We start from the raw sequence: 26,591 nt of genomic DNA, 5'->3' as shown, positions 1-26,591 counted from the left end.
TGGTGGGCATGTTCGTCAACACCCTCGTGCTGCGCACCCGGGTCGAGGGCGGCGAGTCGTTCGAGCAGGTGCTCGGCCGGGTGCGCGGCGCCGACCTCGAGGCGTTCGGCCACGCCGACCTGCCGTTCGAACGACTCGTCGAGATCATCGACCCCGAGCGCTCCACCGCGCGTCACCCGCTGTTCCAGGTGATGTTGTCGTTCCAGAACCTCGAGACCGGCTCCCTCGAACTTCCGCGGCTGACCGTCGAGGCCGTCGACCTCGACATCGCGACCGCCAAGTTCGACCTCCAGTTCGTCGTCACCGAGACGCCGACCGCGACCGGTGCCGCCGAGTACTCGGTGGGCTTGGCCTACGCCACCGATCTGTTCGACACCCGCACGGTCGAGCGCGTCGCCGAGCGCTTCGTCCGTCTCCTCGATGCGGTCACCGGTGATCTCTCCGTCGCTATCGGTGATGTCGACCTGCTCGACGATGCCGAACGCGTGCAGGTCCTCGAGCAGTGGAACGACACCGGCCGCGCGCTCGACGACACCTCGACCCTCGTGGATCTGTTCGCCGAGCAGGTCCGGCGGTCGCCGGATGCGGTCGCGGTGGAGTTCGAGGGCGAGTCGCTGACCTACGGCGAGTTCTCGGAGCGCGTGAACCGTCTTGCGCGGCATCTGATCTCGCTCGGTGTCGGTCCCGACGCGCGGGTGGGTCTGGCGATGCGCCGCTCGCTGGATCTGCTCGTCGGTATGTACGCGGTCGTTACGGCCGGTGGTGCCTACGTGCCGATCGATCCGGATCAGCCCGAGGATCGCAACGGGTACATCCTCGACATCGCCGCGCCCGTGGTGGTGCTGACCACCGAACGCGACGGATTCTCCGTGCCGGCCACGGCATCGGTGCCGTCGCTCGCGATCGACACCCTCGACCTGTCCGCGACACCGGCCGAGCCGGTCACCGACGCCGACCGCGTCGCGCCGTTGCGGCCGTCGAACACCGCGTACTCGATCTTCACCTCCGGTTCGACGGGACGCCCGAAGGGTGTGGCGGTCGCCCATGCCTCGGTCGTCAACCAGATCCGGTGGATCACCACCGAATACGGGATCGGCCCCGACGATGTGGTGCTGCAGAAGACCCCGTTCACCTTCGACGTGTCGGTGTGGGAACTCTTCGGCACCCTCGCCGTCGGTGCGCGCATGGTGATCGCGGTCCCGGACGGGCACCGCGACCCCGCCTATCTCGGCACCGTCATCCGCGAGCGCGCGGTGACGGCGACCTCCTTCGTCCCGTCGATGCTCGCGGTGTTCGCCGCGTCGGTGTCGCCCGACGACTGCGCGTCGCTGCGCACCGTGCTCGTCGCCGGTGAAGCCTTCCCGCTGTCGGTGGCCGAGCAGTTCTCCCGGAGCAGCGACGCCGAGCTCCACAACCTCTACGGCCCCACCGAGGCCACGGTGCACGCCACCGCCCGCCCGGTCGCAGGAACGACGGGTGGTTCCGTCGCGATGGGCGCTCCGGTGTGGAACACCCGCGCCTACGTGCTCGACTCGCGACTGTCGCCGGTTCCCGCCGGTGTCGTGGGAGAGTTGTATCTCGCGGGCGTGCAGGTGGCGCGCGGTTACGTCGGCCGCCCCGATCTGACCGCCGAGCGTTTCGTCGCCTCGCCCTTCGGCGAGGGTGAACGTCTGTACCGCACGGGCGACCTCGTGCGCTGGAGCAACGACCGCAGCGGAGATCTCGAGTACCTCGGCCGCACCGACTTCCAGGTCAAGCTCCGCGGTCTGCGTATCGAGCTCGGGGAGATCGAGACCGCGCTGCTCGACCACACCGGGGTGTCGCAGGCCGCCGCGCAGGTGCGCCGCGATCAGCTCGTCGCCTACGTGGTCCCGGCCCCGAACACGACCTTCGACCGCGACGCCGCGCAGGCCGCGCTGAGCGCGGTGCTCCCGGCCTACATGGTGCCGTCGCAGTTCGTGGTCCTCGACGAGATGCCGCTCGGCAGCTCGGGCAAGGTCGACCGGAAGGCGCTGCCCGACCCGGTCTTCGAGGCTCGCGGCTTCCGTGCACCCACGACCCCGGTCGAGGAGGTCGTCGCCGGCGTGTTCGCCGACGTCCTCGGTGTCGACCGTGTCGGGCTCGACGACGACTTCTTCGCCCTCGGCGGCAACTCGCTCATCGCGACGCAGGTCGTCGCGCGCCTCGGTTCCGAACTGGGAACCGTTGTGCCCGTTCGTGTCCTGTTCGAGGCGCCCGGCGTAGCCGCTCTCGCCGCCCGCGTCGAGCAGAGCGAGGCCCAGGGCCGCACGCCGCTCGTCGCACAGGAACGTCCCGAGCGGGTCCCACTGTCGCTCGCGCAGCAGCGCATGTGGTTCCTCAACCGCTTCGAACCGGAATCGGCCGTCAACAACATCCCCGGGGCGATCCGGTTGACCGGCGCCCTGGACGTCGAGGCGCTGCGCTCCGCGGTGGTCGACGTGCTCGGCCGGCACGAGTCGCTGCGGACGATCTACCCGGACGTCGACGGTGTGGGCTACCAGCAGGTGCTGCCGGTGTCCGAGGTCGAACCCGACCTCACGCCGGTCGACGTCACCGAGACGCAGCTGGTGCAGAGCATCACCGATCTCGTCTCGTCCGGCTTCGACGTCTCCACCCAGGCACCCTTCCGGACGCAACTGTTCGCGGTGTCGGCGACCGAACACGTGCTCGCGCTGGTCGTGCACCACATCGCCGCCGACGGCTTCTCGATGGGCCCGCTCACTCGCGACATCGTCTCGGCCTACGCGGCCCGCGCCGCCGGCGGCGAGCCGGGATGGGAGCCGCTGCCGGTCCAGTACGCCGACTTCGCGATCTGGCAGCGGGAGGTGCTCGGCTCGGAGGACGATCCGGAGTCGGTCATCTCCTCGCAGGTCGGTTTCTGGCGGGACACGCTTGAGGGTCTGCCCGAGCAGCTCGACCTGCCGGCCGACCGCCCGCGCCCCGCCGTCGCCACCAATCGTGGTGCCCTGCACGAGTTCACCATCGACGAGACGCTGCACGACCGCATCGTCACGCTCGCCCGCGAACGCAACGCGACCCCGTTCATGGTGGTGCACGCCGCGCTGGCGGTGCTGCTGGCGCGTCTGTCGGGCACCGACGACATCGCGATCGGTACTCCGGTGGCCGGTCGTGGCGACGCGGCGCTCGACGATCTGGTGGGCATGTTCGTCAACACCCTCGTGCTGCGCACCCGGGTCGAGGGCGGCGAGTCGTTCGAGCAGGTGCTCGGCCGGGTGCGCGGCGCCGACCTCGAGGCGTTCGGCCACGCCGACCTGCCGTTCGAACGACTCGTCGAGATCATCGACCCCGAGCGCTCCACCGCGCGTCACCCGCTGTTCCAGGTGATGTTGTCGTTCCAGAACCTCGAGACCGGCTCCCTCGAACTTCCGCGGCTGACCGTCGAGGCCGTCGACCTCGACATCGCGACCGCCAAGTTCGACCTCCAGTTCGTCGTCACCGAGACGCCGACCGCGACCGGTGCCGCCGAGTACTCGGTGGGCTTGGCCTACGCCACCGATCTGTTCGACACCCGCACGGTCGAGCGCGTCGCCGAGCGCTTCGTCCGTCTCCTCGATGCGGTCACCGGTGATCTCTCCGTCGCTATCGGTGATGTCGACCTGCTCGACGATGCCGAACGCGTGCAGGTCCTCGAGCAGTGGAACGACACCGGCCGCGCGCTCGACGACACCTCGACCCTCGTGGATCTGTTCGCCGAGCAGGTCCGGCGGTCGCCGGATGCGGTCGCGGTGGAGTTCGAGGGCGAGTCGCTGACCTACGGCGAGTTCTCGGAGCGCGTGAACCGTCTTGCGCGGCATCTGATCTCGCTCGGTGTCGGTCCCGACGCGCGGGTGGGTCTGGCGATGCGCCGCTCGCTGGATCTGCTCGTCGGTATGTACGCGGTCGTTACGGCCGGTGGTGCCTACGTGCCGATCGATCCGGATCAGCCCGAGGATCGCAACGGGTACATCCTCGACATCGCCGCGCCCGTGGTGGTGCTGAGCACCGAACGCGACGGATTCCGCGTACCGGGGGAGAGGTCCGTCCCGAGCCTGCTCGTCGACACCCTCGACCTGTCCGCGACGGCGTCCGGGCCGGTCACCGACGCCGAGCGGACGTCTCCGCTGCGGGCGTCGAACACCGCCTACGTCATCTTCACGTCCGGGTCCACCGGGCGCCCGAAGGGTGTGGCGGTGCCGCACGGCGCGATCGTCAACCGCCTGCGCTGGATGCAGCACGAATACCCGCTCACCGGCGCCGACGTGGTGCTGCAGAAGACCCCGTTCACCTTCGATGTGTCGGTGTGGGAGTTCTTCTGGCCCTTGCAGATCGGTGCCCGACTGGTGGTCGCCGTGCCGGACGGTCACCGCGATCCGCGGTACCTGGCCTCGGTGATCGAGCGGCGCGGCGTGACCGTCGTGCACTTCGTGCCGTCGATGCTGGCGGTGTTCGTCGCCGAAGCGTCGGCCGACGAACTCACTTCGCTCCGTCACGTCTTCGCCTCCGGTGAGGCGCTCCCGCCCGCACTGGCCGCACGCACGCGGGCACTGTTGTCCGATGCCGGCCTGCACAACCTCTACGGCCCCACCGAGGCAGCCGTGGACGTGACCTACCACGAGGCCACCGACGCCGACACGGTCTCCGTGCCGATCGGCGCCCCCGTGTGGAACACCCGCGTCTACGTCCTCGACGAGCGTCTCGCGCCCGTGCCCGTGGGGGTCGCGGGAGAGCTCTATCTCGCGGGAGCTCAGCTCGCCCGCGGGTACATGCAGCGCCCCGACCTCACGGCCGAACGCTTCGTCGCCTCGCCGTTCGGCGACGGTGAGCGGCTGTACCGCACCGGCGACCTCGTGCGCTGGACGGAGGGCGCCGGCGAGCTCGACTACATCGGCCGCACCGACTTCCAGGTCAAGCTCCGCGGTCTGCGCATCGAACTCGGCGAGATCGAGACCGCGCTGCTCGTCCTCGACGAGGTCGACCAGGCCGTCGTGCTCGTCCGTCAGGACCAGCTCGTCGCCTACGTCGTCCCGCAGGCCGGTGCGACCTTCGATCAGGTGGCGGCTGGTGCGGCACTGTCCGCGCAGTTACCGGCCTACATGGTGCCCGCCACCTACGTGCTCCTCGACGCCATGCCGCTCGGTGCGTCCGGCAAGCTCGACCGCAAGGCACTGCCCGACCCGGTCTTCGAGGTCAAGGAGTTCCGCGCTCCCACCACCTCCACCGAGCAGGTCGTGGCGTCGATCTACTCCGAGGTCCTCGGTGTCGACCGCGTCGGCCTCGACGACGACTTCTTCGCGCTGGGCGGCAACTCGCTCATCGCCACCCAGGTGGTCTCCCGCATCGGTGCCGCGCTGAACGCCACCGTTCCGCTGCGCTTGCTGTTCGAGGCCTCCACCGTGGAAGAGCTTGCAGCACGCCTCGAACGCGGGGTCTCCGGCGGTCCGCGCCGGCCCCTCGTCGCCACCGAACGACCTGACCGGGTGCCGTTGTCGCTCGCGCAGCAGCGCTACTGGTTCCTCAACCAGTTCGACACGGCGTCCTCCGCGGTCGACAACATCCCGATCGCCGTGCGGCTCGTCGGCACCCTCGATGTCGAGGCGCTCCGCGCGGCAGCACGCGACGTCATCGCGCGACACGAATCGCTCCGCACCATCTACCCGGACTCGCCGGAGGGCCCGCACCAGGTGGTGCTCCCGCTCGACGGTGCGCTGCCCGAACTCGTCGTGCGCGAGGTCGCGGAGGCCGAACTCGAACCCGAGATCGTCGCCTTCATGTCGACGACCTTCGACGTGACCTCCGAGGTGCCAGTCGCGGTGCGCATCTTCCGCGTCAGCGACGACGAGCACATCCTCGCGCTGGTCGTGCACCATGTGTCGGCCGACGGTGCGTCGGTCGGCCCGCTCACCCGCGACCTGATGACGGCCTATGCAGCGCGCTCCCACGGGGACGCCCCGGCATGGGAACCGCTGCCCGTGCAGTACGCCGACTACGCGCTGTGGCAGCGCGAGGTGCTCGGCAGCGAGGACGATCCGGAATCGCTGGCCGCCAAGCAGGTCGAGTACTGGAAGCAGGCCCTCGCCGGCCTGCCCGACCAACTCGACCTCCCGTCCGACCGCCCGCGTCCGCCGAGTCAGAGCTTCCGCGGCGAATCGTTGCAGCTCACGATCTCACCTGAACTGCACCGCGGCCTGCAGGAACTCGCGCGATCGAAGAACGCGACGCTGTTCATGGTCGTCAACGCGGCCTTCGCGACCTTGCTGGCACGGCTCTCGGGCACCCGCGACATCGCGATCGGCACCCCGATCGCCGGTCGTGGCGAGCGCGAGCTCGACGACCTGATCGGCATGTTCGTCAACACGCTGGTCTTCCGCAGCGACGTCGACCCGGCACAGTCCTTCGAACGACTCCTCGAAGGCACCCGCGAGACCGACCTCGGTGCCTTCGCGAACGCCGACGTGCCGTTCGAACGCCTGGTGGAAGTGCTGAACCCCGTGCGCTCGACCGCCCGCAACCCGCTCTTCCAGGTGGGTCTGTCGTTCCAGAACCTGGCGCGTACCCAGCTCGAACTGCCCGGTCTGACGGTGAGCTCCACCGATTTCGAGTTGCAGCTTGCGAAGACCGACCTGCAGCTCACGGTGTTCGACCACTACGACGACGACGGTGCACCTGACGTCATCGACGCCACCTTCACGTACGCGACCGATCTGTTCGACGAGTCGACGGTCGAGGGCTTCGCGCAGCGTTTCGTGCGGGTCGTCGAGGCGATCGTCGCCGACCCGACCACGGCCGTCGGCGACATCGACATGCTCGACGGATCCGAACGGGTCGAGATCCTCGAGTCGTGGAACGCCACCGACCGCGTGGTCGAGCAGGCGTCGACCCTGGTGGATCTGTTCGACGAGCAGGTCTCGCGGGTGCCGGATGCAACGGCATTGGTGTTCGAGGGTGAGTCGCTGACCTATGCCGAGTTCGATGCTCGGGTGAATCGCCTTGCACGCAAACTGGTCTCGCTGGGTGTGGGTCCGGAGTCGACGGTGGCGTTGGCGATGCGTCGCTCGGTCGAGTTGCTGGTCGGTATGTATGCGGTGGTCAAGGCCGGTGGCGTGTATGTGCCGGTGGATCCGGATCAGCCGGACGATCGCAATGCGTACATTCTCGACACGGCTGCTCCGGTGGTGATCCTGTCCACCGAACGCGACGAGTTCACGGCACCGGGGGAGAAGTCTGTCCCCATCCTGCTGCTCGACAGCCTGGATCTGTCCGAGCTGTCCGCGGCGCCGGTGACCGACACCGAGCGGATTGCGCCGTTGCGTGCGACGAACACGGCGTATGTGATCTTCACGTCGGGTTCGACGGGCCGGCCGAAGGGTGTGGCGGTGCCGCATGCGGCGATCGTCAACCAGTTGCTGTGGAAGCGTGAGCATTTCGAGCTCGGTACCGATGATGCGGTGCTGTTGAAGACGGTGGCGACCTTCGACCTGTCGGTGTGGGAGTTCTGGTCCGCTCTGGTCTCCGGTGGCCGTGTGGTCATCGCGTCGGCCGACGGTCATCGCGATCCGGCCTATCTGAACCGGTTGCTGACGGAGCAGTCGGTCACGACCCTGCACGTGGTGCCGTCGATGCTCGAGGCTCTGATGGTCGACGCGGGCGGCACCCTCACGCCGTCCCTGCGGCAGGTACTGGCCATCGGTGAGGCCCTCCCGCCGGCCACCGCGAAGCGGTTCGTCGAGCACAACGCCGCCCGGTTGGTGAACCTGTACGGCCCGACCGAGGCCGCGGTGTCCGTCACCGCCGGTGACGTCACCGATACCTCGGGGGCGTCGGTGCCGATCGGTGTGCCCGAGTGGAACACCCGTGTCTACGTGCTCGACGAGCGTCTGCATCCGGTGCCGGCCGGTGTCGCCGGTGAGCTCTACCTCGCCGGTGCGCAGCTCGCACGCGGCTACTTTGATCGACCCGATCTGAGCGCGGAGCGGTTCGTCGCCTCACCGTTCGGTGACGGAGAACGCTTGTACCGCACGGGCGATCTGGTGCGGTGGACCCGCGATGGGCAGCTGGACTACCTGTCGCGCACCGACTTCCAGGTGAAGGTGCGTGGTTTCCGCATCGAGCTCGGCGAGATCGAATCCGCCCTGCGTGCGATGGATGCGCTGCGTGACGTCGCGGTCATCGCCCGGGAGGACGAGCGGGTCGGCACCCAGCTGGTCGCGTACGTCGTTCCCGCCGAGAACAACACCCTCGACGCGGCGACGGTCAGGAGCGACCTGGCGACGCAGGTGCCGTCGTACATGGTGCCCTCGGCGTTCGTGACGCTCGACGCGCTGCCGCTGAACGTCAACGGCAAGCTCGACCGCAGGGCCCTGCCCGAGCCGGTCTTCGAGACCCGCGAGTTCCGGACCCCCGTCACACCGGCCGAGCAGGCCGTCGCCGCGGTCTTCGCCGAGGTGCTCGGCGTCGAACGGGTCGGCCTCGACGACGACTTCTTCGAACTCGGCGGCAACTCGCTGCTCGCCACCCAGGTGGCCTCCCGCCTCGGAGCCGCGCTCGGTGCGAAGGTTCCGGTGCGCGCCCTCTTCGAGAACACCACCGTCGAATCGCTCGCCGGTGCGGTCGAGTCGCAGCGCGGCGACGACCGCCGGCCTCTCGAAGCCGTCGAGCGGCCCGAGCGCGTGCCTCTGTCGCTCGCGCAGCAGCGCATGTGGTTCCTCAACCGCTTCGACACCGAATCGTCGGCCTACAACGTGCCGATCGCGATCCGGCTCACCGGCGATCTCGATGTCGACGCGCTGCAGGCCGCCGTCGGCGACCTCGTGGCCCGTCACGAATCGCTGCGCACCTTCTATCCGGAGACCGGGGACGGTCCCGTCCAGGTCATCGTTCCGGCCGCGCAGGCGGTTCCCGACCTCACCCCGGTGGACGTGCCGGAGGCGGACATCGTCGCCGCCGTCCAGGAACTCGCGGCGACGATCTTCGACGTCACCACGGCTGTGCCGCTGAGCGCGCGACTGTTCCGGGTCCGCGAATCCGACTACGTCCTCGCCTTCGTGGTCCACCACATCTCCGCCGACGGCTCGTCGATGGGTCCGCTCACGCGCGACCTCATGACGGCCTACGTCGCGCGATCGCAGGGCGACACCCCCGCGTGGGAGCCGCTCTCGGTGCAGTACGCCGACTTCGCCATCTGGCAGCGCGAGGTGCTCGGCGACGAGGACGATCCCGAATCGCTCGCCGCCAAGCAGGTCGAGTACTGGAAGCACGCTCTCGCCGGCCTGCCCGACCAGCTCGATCTCCCGAGCGACCGGCCGCGTCCCGCGGTCCAGTCGTTCCGGGGCGGCCGCGTCGACTTCACGGTCGAGGCCGAACTCCACCGGCGCCTCGCCGACCTCGGCCGGCGCACGAACACCACGATGTTCATGGTGCTGCACACCGCACTCGCGGTGTTCCTCGCACGCATGTCCTCGAGCGACGACATCGCGATCGGCACGCCGATGGCCGGTCGTGGCGAGCGCGAGCTCGACGACCTGATCGGCATGTTCGTCAACACGCTGGTGTTCCGGACCCACGTCGATTCGGACGCGTCGTTCACCGAACTGCTGGGACGTACCCGTGAGGCCGACCTCGGCGCGTTCGCGAACGCCGACGTGCCGTTCGAGCGGCTCGTCGAGGTGCTCAACCCCGCGCGGTCCACGGCACGGCACCCGCTGTTCCAGGTGGGTCTGTCGTTCCAGAACCTCGCGCAGGCCGCACTCGAACTCCCCGGTCTCACCATCTCCGGTCTCGACACCGACATGGAGATCTCGCAGTTCGACCTGCACCTGATCGTCACCGATCGCTACAGCGAGGACGGCACGCCCACGGGCATCACCGGCTACTTCACCTACGCGACCGATCTGTTCGACGAATCGACGGTCGCGGAGTTCGCCGCCCGGTTCATCCGCGTGCTCGACGCCGTGGTCGACGACCCGGCCCTGCCGGTCGGCGATCTGCCCCTCCTCGACACCGTCGAAACCGCGCGAGTGCTCGAGGCATGGAACGACACCGTGCACCCCACCGCCTCGGCGACCCTGGTGGATCTGTTCGACGAGCAGGTCTCGCGGGTGCCGGATGCGACGGCGTTGGTGTTCGAGGGCGAGTCGCTGACCTATGCCGAGTTCGATGCTCGGGTGAATCGCCTTGCACGCAAACTGGTCTCGTTGGGCGTGGGTCCGGAGTCGACGGTGGCGCTGGCGATGCGCCGCTCGGTCGAATTGCTGGTCGGCATGTACGCGGTCGTCAAGGCCGGTGGCGTCTACGTGCCGGTCGATCCGGATCAGCCGGACGAGCGCAACGCCTACATCCTCGACACCGCTGCTCCCGTGGTGATCCTGTCGACCGAACACGACGAATTCACGGCGCCGGGGGAGAAGTCTGTCTCCACCCTGTTCCTCGACAGCCTGGATCTGTCCGAGCTGTCCGCGGCGCCGGTGACCGACACCGAGCGGATTGCGCCGTTGCGTGCGTCGAACACGGCGTATGTGATCTTCACGTCGGGTTCGACGGGCCGGCCGAAGGGTGTGGCGGTGCCGCATGCGGCGATCGTCAACCAGTTGCTGTGGAAGCGTGAGCATTTCGAGCTCGGTACCGATGATGCGGTGTTGTTGAAGACGGTGGCGACCTTCGACCTGTCGGTGTGGGAGTTCTGGTCGGCTCTGGTGTCCGGTGGGCGTGTGGTCATCGCGTCGGCCGACGGTCATCGCGATCCGGCCTATCTGAACCGGTTGCTGACGGAGCAGTCGGTCACGACCCTGCACGTGGTGCCGTCGATGCTCGAAGCATTGATGGTCGACGCCGACGGAGTGCTGGCCCCCTCGCTGCGCCACATCCTCGCCATCGGCGAAGCGCTGCCGCCGGCGACCGCCCAGCGGTTCCTGACCCACAACCGGGCGCGGCTCGTGAACCTGTACGGCCCGACCGAGGCCGCGGTGTCCGTCACCGCCGGTGATGTCACCGATACCTCGGGGGCGTCGGTGCCGATCGGTGTGCCCGAGTGGAACACCCGTGTCTACGTGCTCGACGAGCGTTTGCATCCGGTGCCGGCCGGTGTCGCCGGTGAGCTCTACCTCGCGGGCACACAGTTGGCGCGCGGTTACTTCGGGCGCCCGGATCTGAGCGCGGAGCGGTTCGTCGCCTCGCCGTTCGGTGACGGAGCACGCTTGTACCGCACGGGTGACCTGGTGCGGTGGACCCGCGAGGGGCAGTTGGATTACCTGTCGCGCACCGACTTCCAGGTGAAGGTGCGTGGTTTCCGCATCGAGCTCGGCGAGATCGAATCTGCCCTGCGTGCGATGGATGCGCTGCGTGACGTCGCGGTCATCGCCCGGGAGGACGAGCGGGTCGGCACCCAATTGGTCGCCTACGTCGTGCCCGCGGACGGTGCGCAGGCGGACATCGAGTCGATCAGGTCCGCGCTCGGCACCCGGGTGCCGTCGTACATGGTGCCCTCGGCGTTCGTGATGCTCGACGCGCTGCCGCTGAACGTCAACGGCAAGCTCGACCGCAGGGCCCTGCCCGAACCGGTCTTCGAGACCCGCGAATTCCGCGCTCCGAGCACCCCGGTCGAGGAGATCGTCGCCGGCGTGTTCGCCGACGTCCTCGGCCTCACCCGAGTGGGTGTGGACGACGACTTCTTCGAACTCGGCGGCAACTCGCTGCTCGCCACCCAGGTCGTCTCGCGGATCGGCGCGGCACTCGACACCCGCGTCCCCGTGCGCGTGCTGTTCGAGGCCCCCAGTGTCGCGGCGCTCGCCGTCGCGGCCGAGCAGCACACCGGTGCGGCGGCACGTCCGCCGCTGGTGCCGCAGCCGCGGCCCGAGCGTGTGCCGCTGTCGCTCGCGCAACAGCGCATGTGGTTCCTCAACCGCTTCGACACCGAGTCGTCGGTCAACAACATCCCGGTCGCGGTCCGCCTGACCGGGGCACTCGACCTCGGTGCGCTGCAGGTAGCGGTCCAGGATCTGCTCGCCCGGCACGAGGTGCTCCGCACCATCTATCCCGAGATCGACGGGCAGCCCTACCAGCTGATCCTCCCGGTCGCGGAGGCCGCACCCGACATCGACGTCGAATCGGCCACCGAGGACGACCTGCTGCAGAAGGTGACGGCGGTCGTCTCCCGCGGGTTCGACGTCACCACCGAGATCCCGCTGCGCGCACGACTGTTCGAGCTCTCCGAGCGCGATCACGTGCTCGTCTTCGTCGTCCACCACATCAGCGCCGACGGCTGGTCCATCTCGCCGCTGACCCGCGACGTCATGACGGCCTACATGTCCCGCGCCGAGGGCGAGGCTCCCGGCTGGGCACCGCTGCCCGTGCAGTACGCCGACTTCGCGATCTGGCAGCGCGACGTGCTCGGCGACGAGGACGATGCCGCGAGTCTGCTCGCGGCGCAGGCCGACTTCTGGAAGCACACCCTCGCCGGACTCCCGGACGAGCTGAACCTGCCGATGGACCGGCCGCGTCCCGCGGTGCAGTCCTTCGCCGGCGGCAAGGTCGACTTCCTCCTCGACGCCGACACGCACCGCGGTCTCGCGGCGCTCGCGCGGCGGACCGGCACGACGATGTTCATGGTCGTGCACACCGCGCTCGCGGTGTTCCTCGCGCGGATGGCCGACACCGACGACGTCGCGATCGGCACCCCCATCGCGGGTCGCGGTGAGGCCGAGGTCGACGACCTGATCGGCATGTTCGTCAACACGCTCGTGCTGCGCAGCCGGGTGGACACGGGTGAGGGCTTCTCCGACCTGCTCGCACGGGTGCGCGAGGCCGACCTCGAGGCGTTCGCCCATGCCGACATTCCGTTCGAGCGGCTCGTGGAGATCCTCAACCCCGAGCGGTCGACGGCACGCCACCCGCTGTTCCAGGTGGTCCTGTCGTTCGAGAACCTGCCCGAGACCGCCCTGGAACTGCCCGAGCTCACCGTCTCCGGCGTCCCGTTCGAGGTCGACACCGCGAAGTTCGACCTGGGCCTGACCCTGCGCGAACACATCGACGGATCCGGCGCGCCCGCCGGCCTGTCCGCCGAGTTCTCGTATGCCAGTGCGCTCTTCGACGAGAGCACGGTCCAGCGTTTCGCCGAACGGTTCACGCGACTGGTCGGCGGCATCCTCACGGACGACCGCGCACCGGTCGGCGACCTGCCGCTGCTCGCCGACGACGAGTTCGCGCAGCTCACGGCGATGCGCGGACACGACGTCATCACCGAACCGAGCACCCTCGCCGAGTTCCTCACGCGCGGCGTCGCGATGGATCCCGACGCCGTCGCGGTGCGGTACGAAGGACGGTCGATCACCTACCGCGAACTCGACGAGACCTCGTCGAAGCTCGCGCGGGTGCTGATCGATCGCGGCATCGGCCCGGAGAACTTCGTGGCCGTGTCGTTCCCGCGCTCGTACGACATGACGGTCACCGTCATGGCCGTGGCCAAGTCCGGTGCGGCGCACGTCCCCGTCGACCCGACCTATCCGGCCGACCGCGTGCGCTACATGCTCGACGACTCCGGGGCCACCCTGGGCATCACGTCGTCCGAGTTCGTCGGCGGACTGCCCGACGACGCGGAATGGCTGCTGCTCGACGACCCGGCGTTCGCCGCGGACGTCGAATCCCGCTCCGCCGCACCGATCACCGACGCCGACCGGGTACGCCCGATCCGGGTCCACCACCCCGCCTACCTGATCTACACCTCGGGGTCGACCGGCAAGCCCAAGGGCGTCGTCGTCACGCACACGGGTCTGGCGGGCCTGAAGGACATGGTCACCGATCTGTACGGGGTGACCTCCGAATCGCGGTTCCTGCAGATCTGCTCGCCGAGCTTCGACCCGTCGGTGCTCGAGTGGATGGCGGCCTTCGCATTCGGCGCGACGCTCGTGATCGTGCCCGCCAGGATCATCGGCGGTCCGGATCTCGCCGAGCTGCTGAAGACCGAGCGCGTGACGCACACGATCATCACGCCGGCGGTGCTCGGCACGATGGACTCCACGGGCATCGACAGCTTCGAAGTGCTCTCCGTCGGTGGCGACGTGACGACGCCGGAACTGCTGGCCGAATGGTCGCAGCGCACCACCTACGTCAACGCGTACGGCCCGACCGAGGCGACCATCGTGTCGACCTTCGGCGAGATGGAACCCGGACGTCCGATCACCATCGGCGAACCCATCGTGGGCATGACGGCCCTCGTGCTCGACTCGCGTCTGCGTCCCGTGGCCGCCGGTATGGCGGGTGAGCTCTACGTGGCCGGCCGGGCACTCGCCCGCGGATACCACCGCCGCAACGCGCTGACCGCCGAGCGGTTCGTCCCCAACCCCTACGGCGAACCCGGCGACCGCATGTACCGCACCGGCGACGTCGTCCGGTGGCGGCCCGTCGAGGACCGGCTCGAGATCGAGTTCGTCGGCCGCAGCGACTTCCAGGTCAAGGTGCGCGGTTTCCGCATCGAACTCGGGGAGATCGACGCCGTCCTCAGTGCACACGAGTCGGTGAACTGGGCGACGACGGTGGGGCGGTCCACCCCATCCGGCGCGACCGTCCTCGTGTCCTACGTGCTGCCCGTCCGCGGCCGCACGATCGACACCGCACAGGTGACGGAGTTCGTGGCGCGCTCGCTGCCGCCGCACATGGTGCCGTCGGCGATCGTGGTGCTCGACGAGGTGCCGCTGACGCCGGTGGGCAAGCTCGATCGTGATGCTCTGCCGGAGCCGGTGATCGAGGAGCGCGAGTACCGGGCTGCGGAGAGCGAGGTCGAGCAGATCATTGCGGAGGTGTTCGCGGAGGTTCTGCATCTGGACAAGGTGAGTGTCGACGAGTCGTTCTTCGCGCTCGGTGGCGACAGCATCGTGTCGATCCAGTTGGTGTCGCGGGCGAAGGCGCGGGGCGTGGTCTTCACGCCGCGCGACGTCTTCGAGCGTCGTTCGGTGGCGGGCCTCGCCGAGGTCGCCACCCGCGCCGACGAGACGCAGGCGAAGCGACTCGAGGAACTCCCCGGCGGCGGTGTCGGCGACGTGCCGCTCACCCCGATCATGCGCGAGGTCCTCGGCTGGCCCGGCGGCTTCGACCGCTTCTCGCAGACCGTCGCCGTAACCCTCCCGGCCGACATCGACCGGGACGTGCTGACCCGCACCATCGGTGCGGTCGTCGACCATCACGACGCGCTGCGCTCGATCCTCGAACGCGATGCCGACGGAGAGGTGACCCTGCGGGTCCGCTCCGCGAGCACCGTGGACCCGGACGCCCTGCTGTCGCGGGTCGAGGTCGCGGCCGACGTCGACGACGCCGAGCTCACCGAGATCGCCTCCCGCGAACTCGATTCGGCGCTCGGAGCACTCGACCCGTTCGCCGGTTCGGTGCTGCGATTCGTGTGGTTCGACTTCGGCTCGGCCGAACGTCGCGGCGTGCTCCTCGTCGTCGCCCACCACCTGGTGATGGACGGCGTGTCGTGGCGCATCCTGCTGCCGGATCTCGGTCTGGCCTGGGGGCAGATCGTCTCCGGTGAGCAGCCGCGGCTCGAGGCCGTCGGGACGTCGTTGCGCCGCTGGGCCCACGGCCTCGTGGATGCCGCGGCACAGCGCCGGTCGGAACTGCCGCTGTGGGAACGGATCCTCGAGGGACCGGACCCGCTGCTCGGCGAGCGTCCCTTCGACCCCGCCGTCGACGTCACCTCCACCGTCGAACGCATCGAGATGAATCTCGACGCCGCGCAGACCGATGCACTGCTCACCACGGTGCCGGCCCTGTTCCGCGGCGGTGTCGCCGACGGTCTGGTGGCCGCGCTCGGACTGGCACTCGTGAGCTGGCGCCGCGACCGCGGCATCGAATCCTCCTCCGCCCTCGTGAAGTTCGAGGGTCACGGCCGTGAGGAATCCGTGGTGCCGGGCGCCGACCTGTCCCGGACGGTCGGCTGGTTCACCAGCGCCTACCCGGTGCGGGTCGACCTCGCCAGTGTGGACGTCGACGACGCCTTCGCCGGTGGAGCCGCGATGGGTGCGGCGGTCAAGGCCGTCAAGGAACAGCTGCTGGCCATTCCGGACAAGGGCATGGGCTTCGGTCTGCTGCGCTACCTCGATCCGGAATCGTCGGCACGACTCGCCGCCGTCGCACGCTCACCGCAGATCAGCTTCAACTACCTCGGTCGCGTGTCCTCCGCGGACGTGCCGGAGGAACTCGCCGAGATCGGCTGGGCCCCGACCGACGCGCTGGGACGCGTCGACGCCGCTCTCGACGCCGACATGCCCGCGAGCGCGGCGATCGACATCAACGCGATCGTCAACGACGGCGCGGACGGCCCGCAGCTCGGCGCGAACATCGCCTTCCCGGCGGGTCTGCTCGACCGCGAGGACGTCGACGAGTTCGTGCAGCATTGGCGGGCCGCCCTCGCGGCGCTCGTCACCCACGCCGCCGACCCCGCCGCCGGTGGGCTCACACCCTCCGACGTGCCGCTCGTGTCGGTCACGCAGGCCGATCTCGACCGCTGGCACGTGCGCTACCCGTCGCTGGCGGACGTGTGGCCGCTGTCGCCGCTGCAGTCCGGTCTGCTCTTCCACGCGTTGATGACCGGCGAGGACGACGTCGACGTCTACACGATGCAGGCCGTCCTCGATCTCGAGGGAGAGGTGGATCCCGAGCGGCTCCACCGCGCCGCGCAGGCACTGCTCGACCGGCACGCCAACCTGCGGACGGTCTTCGTGACCGACGCCGACGGCGACTCGGTGCAGCTCGTCCTCGACGACGTGCAGGTGCCGTGGCGCACCGTCGACCTGTCCGCCGAGGTCGCCGCGGACGGCGTCACCGCCACGGTGCCGTTCTGGAAGGACGAGGAGGCACGCCGCTTCGTCATGGACACCGGACCGCTCATGCGGTTCGTCCTCGTGCACCTCGGCGACGGCCGCTACCAGCTCGGCGTGACCACCCACCACGTGCTGGTCGACGGCTGGTCGATGCCACTGCTCATGCAGGACCTCATGGCCCTGTACGCGACGAGGGGAGAGGTGTCCCTGCTGCCGCGGGTGCGCTCGTACCGCTCCTTCCTCGAATGGGTCACCGCCCGCGACCGCGAATCCTCGCGTGAGGCGTGGGCGCAGACCTTCGCCGGCTTCGAGGAGCCGACGCTGCTCGCCCCGCAGACCCCACGCCATCCCGGACTGCAGGGCGACGACCGGGTGAAGGTCGAACTCGACGCCGAGCGACTGACCGCCGTCAGCGGCGCCGCCGCGCGCCTCGGTGTCACGGTGAACACGCTCGTGCAGGCCGCCTGGGGCGTGCTGCTCGGCCGCCTCACCGGTGCCGAGGACGTCGTCTTCGGCGCTACGGTCTCGGGTCGCCCCGCCGACCTGCCCGGTGTGGAGTCGATGGTCGGCCTGTTCATCAACACGCTGCCCGTGCGGGTCGCCTTCGATCCGGACGAGCCCGTCTCGGCGTTCCTCGAACGCCTGCAGGGCGAGCAGGCCGCACTGCTCGGTCACCACCATCTCGGACTCACCGAGATCCAGTCCGCGACGGGTCCGACCGTCGGCTTCGACACCCTCACAGTGTTCGAGTCGTACCCGCTCGACGAGGCAGCACTCGCGGAGCAGTCGGCGTCGATCGACGGCATGGCCGTGACCGGCGTGGGCACCCACGATGCGACGCACTACCCGCTGAGCCTGTTCGTGCACCTGCGCGCCGGTCTCGACGTCGAACTGCGTTACCAGCGGGCACTGTTCGATCGCGAACAGGCCGAGACGCTGGTGCAGCGTTTCGTGCGTGCCCTCGAATCGATGGCTGCCCGGCCGGAACTGCCGGTCGGTGAGATCGCACTCCTCGGTGAGGACGAACTCGACCGGATCCTGCGCGTGTGGAACGACTCGGATCACCGGTTGGACGAGAACGCACTGCTCACTTCGCGTTTCGACGGCCAGGTCGAACGCACACCGGACGCGGTCGCGCTCGTCTACGAGGGAGAGCAGCTCACCTACGCCGAGTTCGACGCCCAGGTCAATCGCCTCGCCCGGCACCTCATCGACCGGGGTGTCGGACCGGAATCGCTGGTCGGTCTCGCGGTCAGGCGCTCGACCGAACTGCTCGTCGGTATGTACGCCATCGTGCGCGCGGGTGGTGCCTGGGTTCCGATCGACCCGGATCATCCGGCCGATCGCACCCGCCACATCCTCGACACCGCCGACCCGGTGTGCATCGTGACCACCGCTCGCGACGAGTTCGAGGTGCCCTCGGGAATCGACGTTCAGGCGATCGAGATCGATCGCCTCGACCTCGCGGACGTCTCCGCCGCGCCGATCCGCGACGACGAGCGTCGCGGAATCCTGCGGCCCGACAACACCGCCTACGCGATCTTCACCTCCGGCTCCACCGGCCGGCCGAAGGGCGTCGCGGTGACGCATCGGGCGATCGTCAACCAGACCGAGTGGATGCTGCACGAATTCGAGATGACCTCGGAGGACGTGTACTTCCAGAAGACCGCGACGACCTTCGACGTGTCGTTGTGGGGCTTCTTCATGCCGCTGAGTGTCGGTGCGAAGCTCGTGATCGCCACCCCCGACGGGCACCGTGATCCCGCCTACCTGTCGGAGGTCATCGCCCGCGAGAAGGTCACCATCACGGACTTCGTTCCGTCGATGCTCACCGTCTTCGCGGCACACGCCGACGCGGACGAGTGCCGCACACTGCGCGACATCTTCGTCATCGGTGAGGCCCTACCGCCGGAGACGATCGACGGGGTGCGCCGGATCAGCTCCGCGGACATCGACAACCTGTACGGGCCGACCGAGGCCGCGGTCTCCGCGACCTACTGGCAGGCGCCGGCGACCGGAGCGGTCGACGTGGTGCCGATCGGTGTGCCCGAGTGGAACGTGCGTGCCTACGTGCTCGACGGGCGTCTGCGGCCGGTTCCGGTGGGTGTCCCGGGTGAGCTGTATCTCGCGGGCGTCCAGCTCGCACGCGGCTACGTCCGTCGCCCCGATCTCACCTCCGACCGGTTCGTCGCGAACCCGTTCGGCGAGGCCGGCGACCGCATGTACCGCACCGGAGACCTGGTCACCTGGAACTCCTCCGGAGAACTCGAATACATCGGACGCACCGACTTCCAGGTCAAGTTCCGTGGCCAGCGCATCGAACTCGGTGAGATCGAAACGGCGCTGCTGGCACACGAATCCGTGAACCAGGCCGCCGTTCTCGTTGCGCAGACCCCGACCGGCGATCAGCTCGCCGGGTATGTGGTCCCGGTGCCGGGACGAGATGTCGACACCGGCGAACTCGTCGAATTCGTCTCGGGGGCGCTGCCGTCGTACATGGTGCCCGCTGCCGTGGTCGTCCTCGACGAGTTCCCTCTCAACACCTCGGGCAAGCTCGACCGCAGGGCACTGCCCACTCCCACCTTCGAGGTACGTGAGTTCCGGGCGCCGAGAACTCCGATCGAGGAGATCGTGGCGTCGACGTTCGCCGACGTCCTCGGCGTCGAGCGGGTGGGTCTCGACGACGACTTCTTCGCACTCGGCGGCAATTCGCTGATCGCGACGCAGCTCGTCTCGCGGCTGGGTTCCGCGCTCGATACCCAGATTCCGGTGCGAGCGCTCTTCGAGGATTCCGGTGTCGAGGCACTGGCCGCGCACGTGGAGCAGCACGCCGGTTCCGGTGGGGCCGTCCCGTTGGTGAAGGTGGAGCGTCCCGGCCGGGTGCCGTTGTCGCTGGCGCAGCAGCGCATGTGGTTCCTGAACCGTTTCGATCCTGAATCGGCCGCCTACAACCTGCCGATGGCGCTGCGGTTGTCGGGCACCCTCGACATCCCGGCATTGCAGGCCGCGATTCGCGACGTCCTCGAACGGCACGAGGTGCTGCGCACCGCGTACCCGGAGACGGAGGACGGTGCCGTTCAGATCGTGCTCCCCACCGCCACTGTGGTGCCCGATCTCGATCCGGTCGTTACTACCTGGGATCGCGTCCCGGACCTCGTGCGCGAACTCGCGTACACGTCGTTCGACGTCACCTCCGAGGCTCCCGTCCGCGTCAGGTTGCTGAGCGTGGGAGACGACGAACTGATCCTCGCGTTCGTGGTGCACCACATCTCGGCGGACGGATCGTCGATGGGGCCGCTCACCCGCGACCTCGTCACCGCCTATGCCGCCCGATCCACGGGACGAGCGCCGGACTGGGCTCCGCTCCCCGTGCAGTACGCCGACTACGCGATCTGGCAGCGCAGGTACCTCGGCGACGAGAACGACCCGGAATCGCTCGCCGCCAAGCAGATCGAGTTCTGGAAGCACACCCTCAGCGGCCTGCCGGACCAGCTCGACCTGCCGAGCGACCGGCCGCGGCCGGCCGTGCAGTCCTACGCGGGCGGCAAGGTCGACTTCAGGATCGACGCAGAGCTGCACCGCGAGCTGGTCGCACTCGCGCGAGGCAGAGGCGCGACGTTGTTCATGGCTGTGCACGCAGCGTTCGCCGTCCTCCTCGCCAGGTTGTCGGGAACGGACGACATCGCCATCGGCACGCCGATCGCCGGGCGAGGTCGTCGCGAACTCGACGACCTCGTCGGCATGTTCGTCAACACGCTGGTGTTCCGCTCGACCGTGGACGGAGACCTGCCCTTCACCGCCCTCGTCGATCAGGCGCGGGAGCGCGACCTGCAGGCGTTCGCGAACGCCGACGTCCCGTTCGAACGGCTCGTCGATGTTCTCGAACCCGAGCGCTCCACGGCGCGGCATCCGCTGTTCCAGGTCGGCCTGTCGTTCCAGAACCTCGCGGCGACCAGCCTGGAACTGCCGGGTCTGACCGTCGCGGGAGTCGATGCAGACCTGCAGACCTCGCAGTTCGATCTGCATCTCGTCGCCACCGACCGGTACGACGAGAGCGGCGCCCCGGCCGGCATCGACAACGTGCTGACCTACGCCACCGATCTGTTCGACGAGGCCACCGTGCAGGGCATCGCACGACGCTTCGTCGGTCTGCTCGAGGCGATCGTCGCCGAGCCTTCACTGCCGGTCGGTGATCTCGAGATCCTGGACGACGCCGAACGGCTCCGGATCGTCGAGGAGTGGAACGACACCCTGCATCCGACGGATACGGCACTCACCCTCGTCGATCTGTTCGACGAACAGGTTCGCCGGGACCCGGCGGCGCCGGCGCTCGTGTCCGAATCCTCGTCGTTGTCCTACGGAGAATTCGACGGACGCGTCAATCGCCTTGCGCGGCACCTCGTTTCGCTGGGCGTCGGCCCCGAGACCACGGTTGCGCTGGCAATGCGCCGATCGGTCGAGTTGCTCATCGGTATGTACGCGGTGGCGAAGGCCGGTGGTGCCTACGTCCCGCTGGACCCGGACCAGCCGGCAGAACGCACCGGGTACATCCTGTCGGTGGCGAAACCGGTCGCGGTACTCGCCACCTCCCGCGACGACGTCGGCTCGGCGTTCGCCCCGTCCTCGACGATCGTCGAGATCGATACCGTCGATCTCGACGGACATGCCGACGCCCCGGTCACGGATGCGGATCGGCTCGCCCCGCTGCGTCCGGAGCACACCGCCTACGTCATCTTCACGTCCGGCTCGACGGGCCGTCCGAAGGGCGTTGCGGTCCCGCACCGGGCGATCGTGAACCAGATGCTCTGGAAGCGGACGGAATACGACCTCGGGCCGGACGACGCGCTGTTGCTGAAGACCGCTGCGACGTTCGACCTGTCGGTGTGGGAATTCTGGTCCGCGCTCGTCTCCGGCGGCCGCGTGGTGATCGCGTCTGCCGACGGTCACCGCGACCCCGAGTACCTGCATCGCCTGATGGTGTCCGAGTCGGTCACCACACTGCATGTGGTGCCGTCGATGCTGGACGCGCTCATGGCCTCGGTCGGAGGTCCTCTGACGGGATCGCTGCGCCGGGTGCTCGCCATCGGTGAAGCGCTGCCGGCCACGACCGCCGCGCGGTTCGCGACGGAGAATCCGGCGCGCCTCGACAACCTGTACGGCCCGACCGAGGCGGCGGTGTCGGTGACCAACCACACCGTCGACGGGGACGACGTCGTGAGCGTGCCCATCGGGTCCCCGCAATGGAACACGCGCGTGTACGTCCTCGACGACCGGTTGCGTGTGGTGCCGGTCGGTGTGCCGGGTGAGCTGTACCTCGCGGGTGAGCAGCTCGCACGGGGCTACCACGAGCGTCCCGATCTGAGCGCCGAGCGGTTCGTCGCCTCCCCGTGGGGCCGGGGCGAACGCCTGTACCGGACCGGTGACCTCGTGAAGTGGTCGGCGGACGGTGAATTGGAGTACCTGGGTCGCACCGACTTCCAGGTGAAGGTGCGCGGGTTCCGCATCGAACTCGGCGAGATCGAAGCGGCCGTGCGACGCCTGAGCGCGGTGCGCGACGCGGCGGTCCTCGTCCGCGAGGATGCGCTCGTCGGTCCGCGCGTGGTCGCGTACGTCGTCGGGCACAAGGATGCCGACGTCGACACCGACGCGATGATCGTCGAACTCGGCCGGACACTTCCGTCGTACATGGTGCCGTCCGCGTTCGTGGTGCTCGACGCGTTGCCGCTCAACGCCAACGGCAAGCTCGATCGCAGGGCTCTGCCCGAACCGGTCTTCGAGGCGACGGAGTTCCGGGCCCCCACCGGTGAGATCGAGCAGATCGTCGCCGACGTGTTCGCGGATGTCCTCGGAGCCGACAAGATCGGTGCCGACGACGACTTCTTCGCGCTCGGTGGTGACAGCATCGTCTCGATCCAGTTGGTGTCGCGGGCGAAGGCCCGGGGCGTCGCGTTCACTCCGCGTGACGTGTTCGAACGCCGCACGGTGGCCGGACTCGCCGAGGTGGCGACGAGGGTCGAGAGCGGTGTGCTGCGGCCTACCGAACTTCCGGGCGGTGGTGTCGGCGAACTCCCGCCGACACCGGTCGTACGGGACGTTCTCGAGCGGTCCGAACCTGCCGAACGTCTCGTGCAGGCCGTCGCCGTGACATTGCCGCGCGACGTCGAACGCGCGGGGCTCGAGCGAGCCGTCGGTGCTGTGATCGACCATCACGACGCGCTACGCATGGTCCTCGACCTCGGTATGGCCGGAGAACCCGTCCTGCGGGTCCGGGCAGCGGGCACCGTCGACCCGGCCGCGATCCTGGAGCGGGTGGAGGTCGCCGGTGAGCTCGCCGAGCCGGAGCAGGCGCGCGTCGTGAAGGACGCCGTCGATGCCGCCCTCGACCGGGTGGACGTGTCGAAGGGCTGCGCGGTCCGGTTCGTCTGGCTCGACTTCGGTACGGCCCGACCGGGTGTGCTCGCGATCCTGGCCCATCGTTTCGCGGTCGACGAGGAATCGTGGCGCATCCTGCTCACCGACCTCGCGCGGGCCTGGAAGCAGATTTCCGCCGGGGAGGCGCCGAGCCTCGAGCCGGTCGGCACGTCGTTGCGGCGGTGGACGCACGGACTCGTCGAGGCCGCTTCCGCGCGGCGCGACGAGCTGCCGATGTGGGAGCGGATGCTCGACGACGCGCTCGCCGAGCCGGCCGTTCTCCCGGCGGAGTCCGTCGTGGGCCCGGCGAGCGCGCGTGACCACGTCCGCATCTCCCTGTCCGCGAATCACACCGACGCGGTACTGAATTCGGTGCCGGCGCTGTTCCGCGGTGAGGTCGAGGACGGTTTGGTCGCCACCCTCGGTCTGGCGCTGGTGCGGTGGCGGCGGGACCGCGGTGTGCAGTCGTCGTCGGCGCTGGTGAGGATCGAGGATCACGGTCGTGAGGAGTCCGTGCTCCCGGGCGCGGATCTGTCACGCACCGTCGGTTGCTTCACCAGTGCCTATCCGGTGCGGCTGGATCTTGCCGGGATCGACGTCGACGAGGCGTTCGCCGGCGGTACTGCGATGGCACGTGCCGTCAAGGCCGTGAAGGAGCAGTTGCTGGCGCTGCCGGACAGCGGCGTGGGCTTCGGTCTGTTGCGTCATCTGGATCCGGAGTCGTCGGTGCGCCTGGGCTCGACGGGGCGAGCGCCGCAGGTCGGCTTCGGCTACCTGGGCCGGACGCCGTCGGATGTTCTCGAAGGTGAAACCGGCTGGACGCCGACCGACGAACTCGGTGACCTCCTTCCGGTAACGGGCTCGCTCACCGGGGCCGATCTCGACCTCCGCGCGTCCGTGTCCGGAGGCGACGATGCAAGGCTGGAGGTGCGCATCGAATTCGCGGCGGACCTGATCGAGCGTGCGGACGCCGACGAATTCGGCCGGCACTGGACCGAGGCTCTCGAGGCGCTCGCGCAGCATGCGGGGTCGTCGGATGCCGGGGGTCTCACCCCGTCCGATCTGCCGCTCGTCGATCTCACCCAGAACGAGATCGAGTCGTGGGAGCAGCGCTATCCGTCGTTGACGGACGTGTGGTCCCTGTCGCCGCTGCAGTCGGGGCTGTTGTTCCACGCGTCGCTGACGATCGACGAGCGGATGGATGTCTACACCATGCAGGCCGTGCTCGACCTCAAAGGCGAGGTCGACCCCGAGCGGTTGCAGGTGGCGGGGCAGGCACTGCTCGACCGGTATCCGAACCTGCGCGCCGCCTTCGTCACCGACGAGGACGGAGATTCGCTCCAGCTCGTCGTCGGCCGGATCGAGCTTCCGTGGCGGACGCTGGATCTGAGCGACGTCGCGGAAGAGCGCAGGGAACGCGAACTCGCCTCGGCGTTCGCCGACGAGCAGTCCCGGCGGTTCGACATGGCCACGGCACCGTTGATGCGGTTCCTGCTGGTGAAGTCGGCGCCGAGCCGGTACCACCTCGCGGTCACCGCGCACCACATCCTGCTGGACGGCTGGTCGATGCCACTGCTCATGCAGGACCTCATGGCCCTGTACGTGCTCCGGGGAGACTTCGCTGCGCTGCCGCCGGTGCGTTCCTACCGGGACTTCCTCGGATGGCTCGCCGAGCAGGACCAGGAACGGTCGCTCGACGTCTGGGCCGGGGCCCTCGAAGGAGTGGGAGATCCGACCGTCGTCGCGCCGACGGTCCGGGATCCGGAGAACGACACGATCTCCAAGGTCTCGGTCCTCGTCGACGCCGATCTCACCGCTCGCCTGAGTGCGCTCGCGGCGCAACTCGGGATCACGGTGAACACCCTCGTCCAGGCGGCGTGGGGCGTTCTCCTCGGGCGGACCGTCGGCAACGACGACGTGGTGTTCGGTGCGACCGTGTCGGGACGTCCGGCCGACCTGGCCGAAGTCGAGTCGATGGTCGGTCTGTTCATCAACACGCTGCCCGTTCGCGTGAAGGTCGATCCGGACGAGCAGGTTTCGGCGCTGCTGCGACGACTGCAGAGCGAGCAGGCAGAACTGCTCGATCACCACTACGTCGGGCTGTCCGACATCGAACGGCGGCTCGGGACCTCGGTCGCATTCGACTCGTTGGTGGTCTTCGAGTCGTACCCCGTCGACCGGGAATCCCTGGCCGAGGCGGCCGGATCGATCGACGGGATGACGATCACCGGAGTGGCAGTGAAGGACGCCACTCACTACCCGATCACCCTCATGACGGTCGCCGACACGCAGATCGACCTGACCTTCAAGTACCTGGAGCGGTTCTTCGCCGAGCCGGAGGTCAGGAACATCTCGGAGCGGCTGGTGCGCGTGCTCGACGCGTTCGCCGCCGATCCGGAGTCGGCGGTCGGCGACATCGACCTCGTCGATGCAGAGGAACTCGCCCGTATCGTCGCCGAGTCCGGACCGTCCACCGCGGCGGTGGACACCGGCGCGCGGACGCTGGCCACTGTCTTCGCCGAGGTGGTCGAGGAGGATCCGGCGGCGCCGGCGCTCTCGCTCCCGGCCGATCCGGAGATCGGCGGTGAGGGGACGGAGATCGCCTACCGGGAACTCGACGCACGGTCGTCCCGCCTGGCTCGGCTGCTCATCGGCCGCGGCCTCGGCACCGGCGATGTGGTCGCGGTCGCGATCCCACGCTCGGTGGAGTCCGTGGTCGCCCAGTGGGCGGTGGTCAAGACCGGTGCCGCGATCGCACCGGTCGATCCCACCCGCGTCGACGGGCAGCTGCCCGCCGGAGCCGCTCTGGGACTGACGGTCGCCGGTACCGCGGCGAACGGTACGGACGGCTGGCTGGTCGTCGACGAGCCCGGTGTGCGGGACGAGCTGGCTGCGCAGACGGCGGATCCGGTGACCTACGCCGACCGGTTGCGTCCGGTCGGCTCGGCGGACCCGGCGCTCGTGCTGCCCTCGCGTACGTTCACGAACGTCGAACTGGTCGAGAGGATCGGCACGCTGCGGGATCGGTACGAACTGACCTACGAGTCGCGCAGCCTCGCGGTGGGCGGTGTCGAGATCGAGGCGGTGGCGCTCGAACCGCTGGTCGTCACGGCGACCGGTGCCGTCGTGGTGGTCGTGCCCGAGGGCGCGTCGTCGGGTACGGCACTGGACAGCGTGCTCTACAACGAGTGGGTCACCCACGTGCACCTGCCCGAGGCGTCGCTGAGCACGCTCGAACCCGGGTCGCTCGAGGACCTCGCGGCCGTCGTCGTGGTGGACGACGCCCCCGACGGGTTGCTCGAGGAGTGGGGCGCGGCACACCGCCTGTACCGGCTCGCTGACCTGGACTGA

At 69.0% G+C, this 26,591-nt stretch carries 1 protein-coding gene (running past one end of the window); it reads left to right on the top strand.

The window, feature by feature from the left end:
* On the top strand, nt 1-26,591 hold the 3' portion of the coding sequence (locus RBB84_RS13410; RefSeq protein WP_350246167.1) for a non-ribosomal peptide synthase/polyketide synthase. Its footprint begins 2,995 nt before the window's first position; the window shows 26,591 of its 29,586 coding nt (coding positions 2,996-29,586); the start codon falls outside the window, past its left edge; the stop codon is at nt 26,589-26,591.

Origin of the sequence: Rhodococcus sp. D-6 (assembly GCF_040256695.1) — a bacterium.
In the GTDB taxonomy this organism is placed as follows: Bacteria; Actinomycetota; Actinomycetes; order Mycobacteriales; family Mycobacteriaceae; genus Rhodococcus; species Rhodococcus pyridinivorans.
Note: the sequence above shows the minus strand (reverse complement) of the source record. Positions and strands in the feature narration are given on the sequence as shown.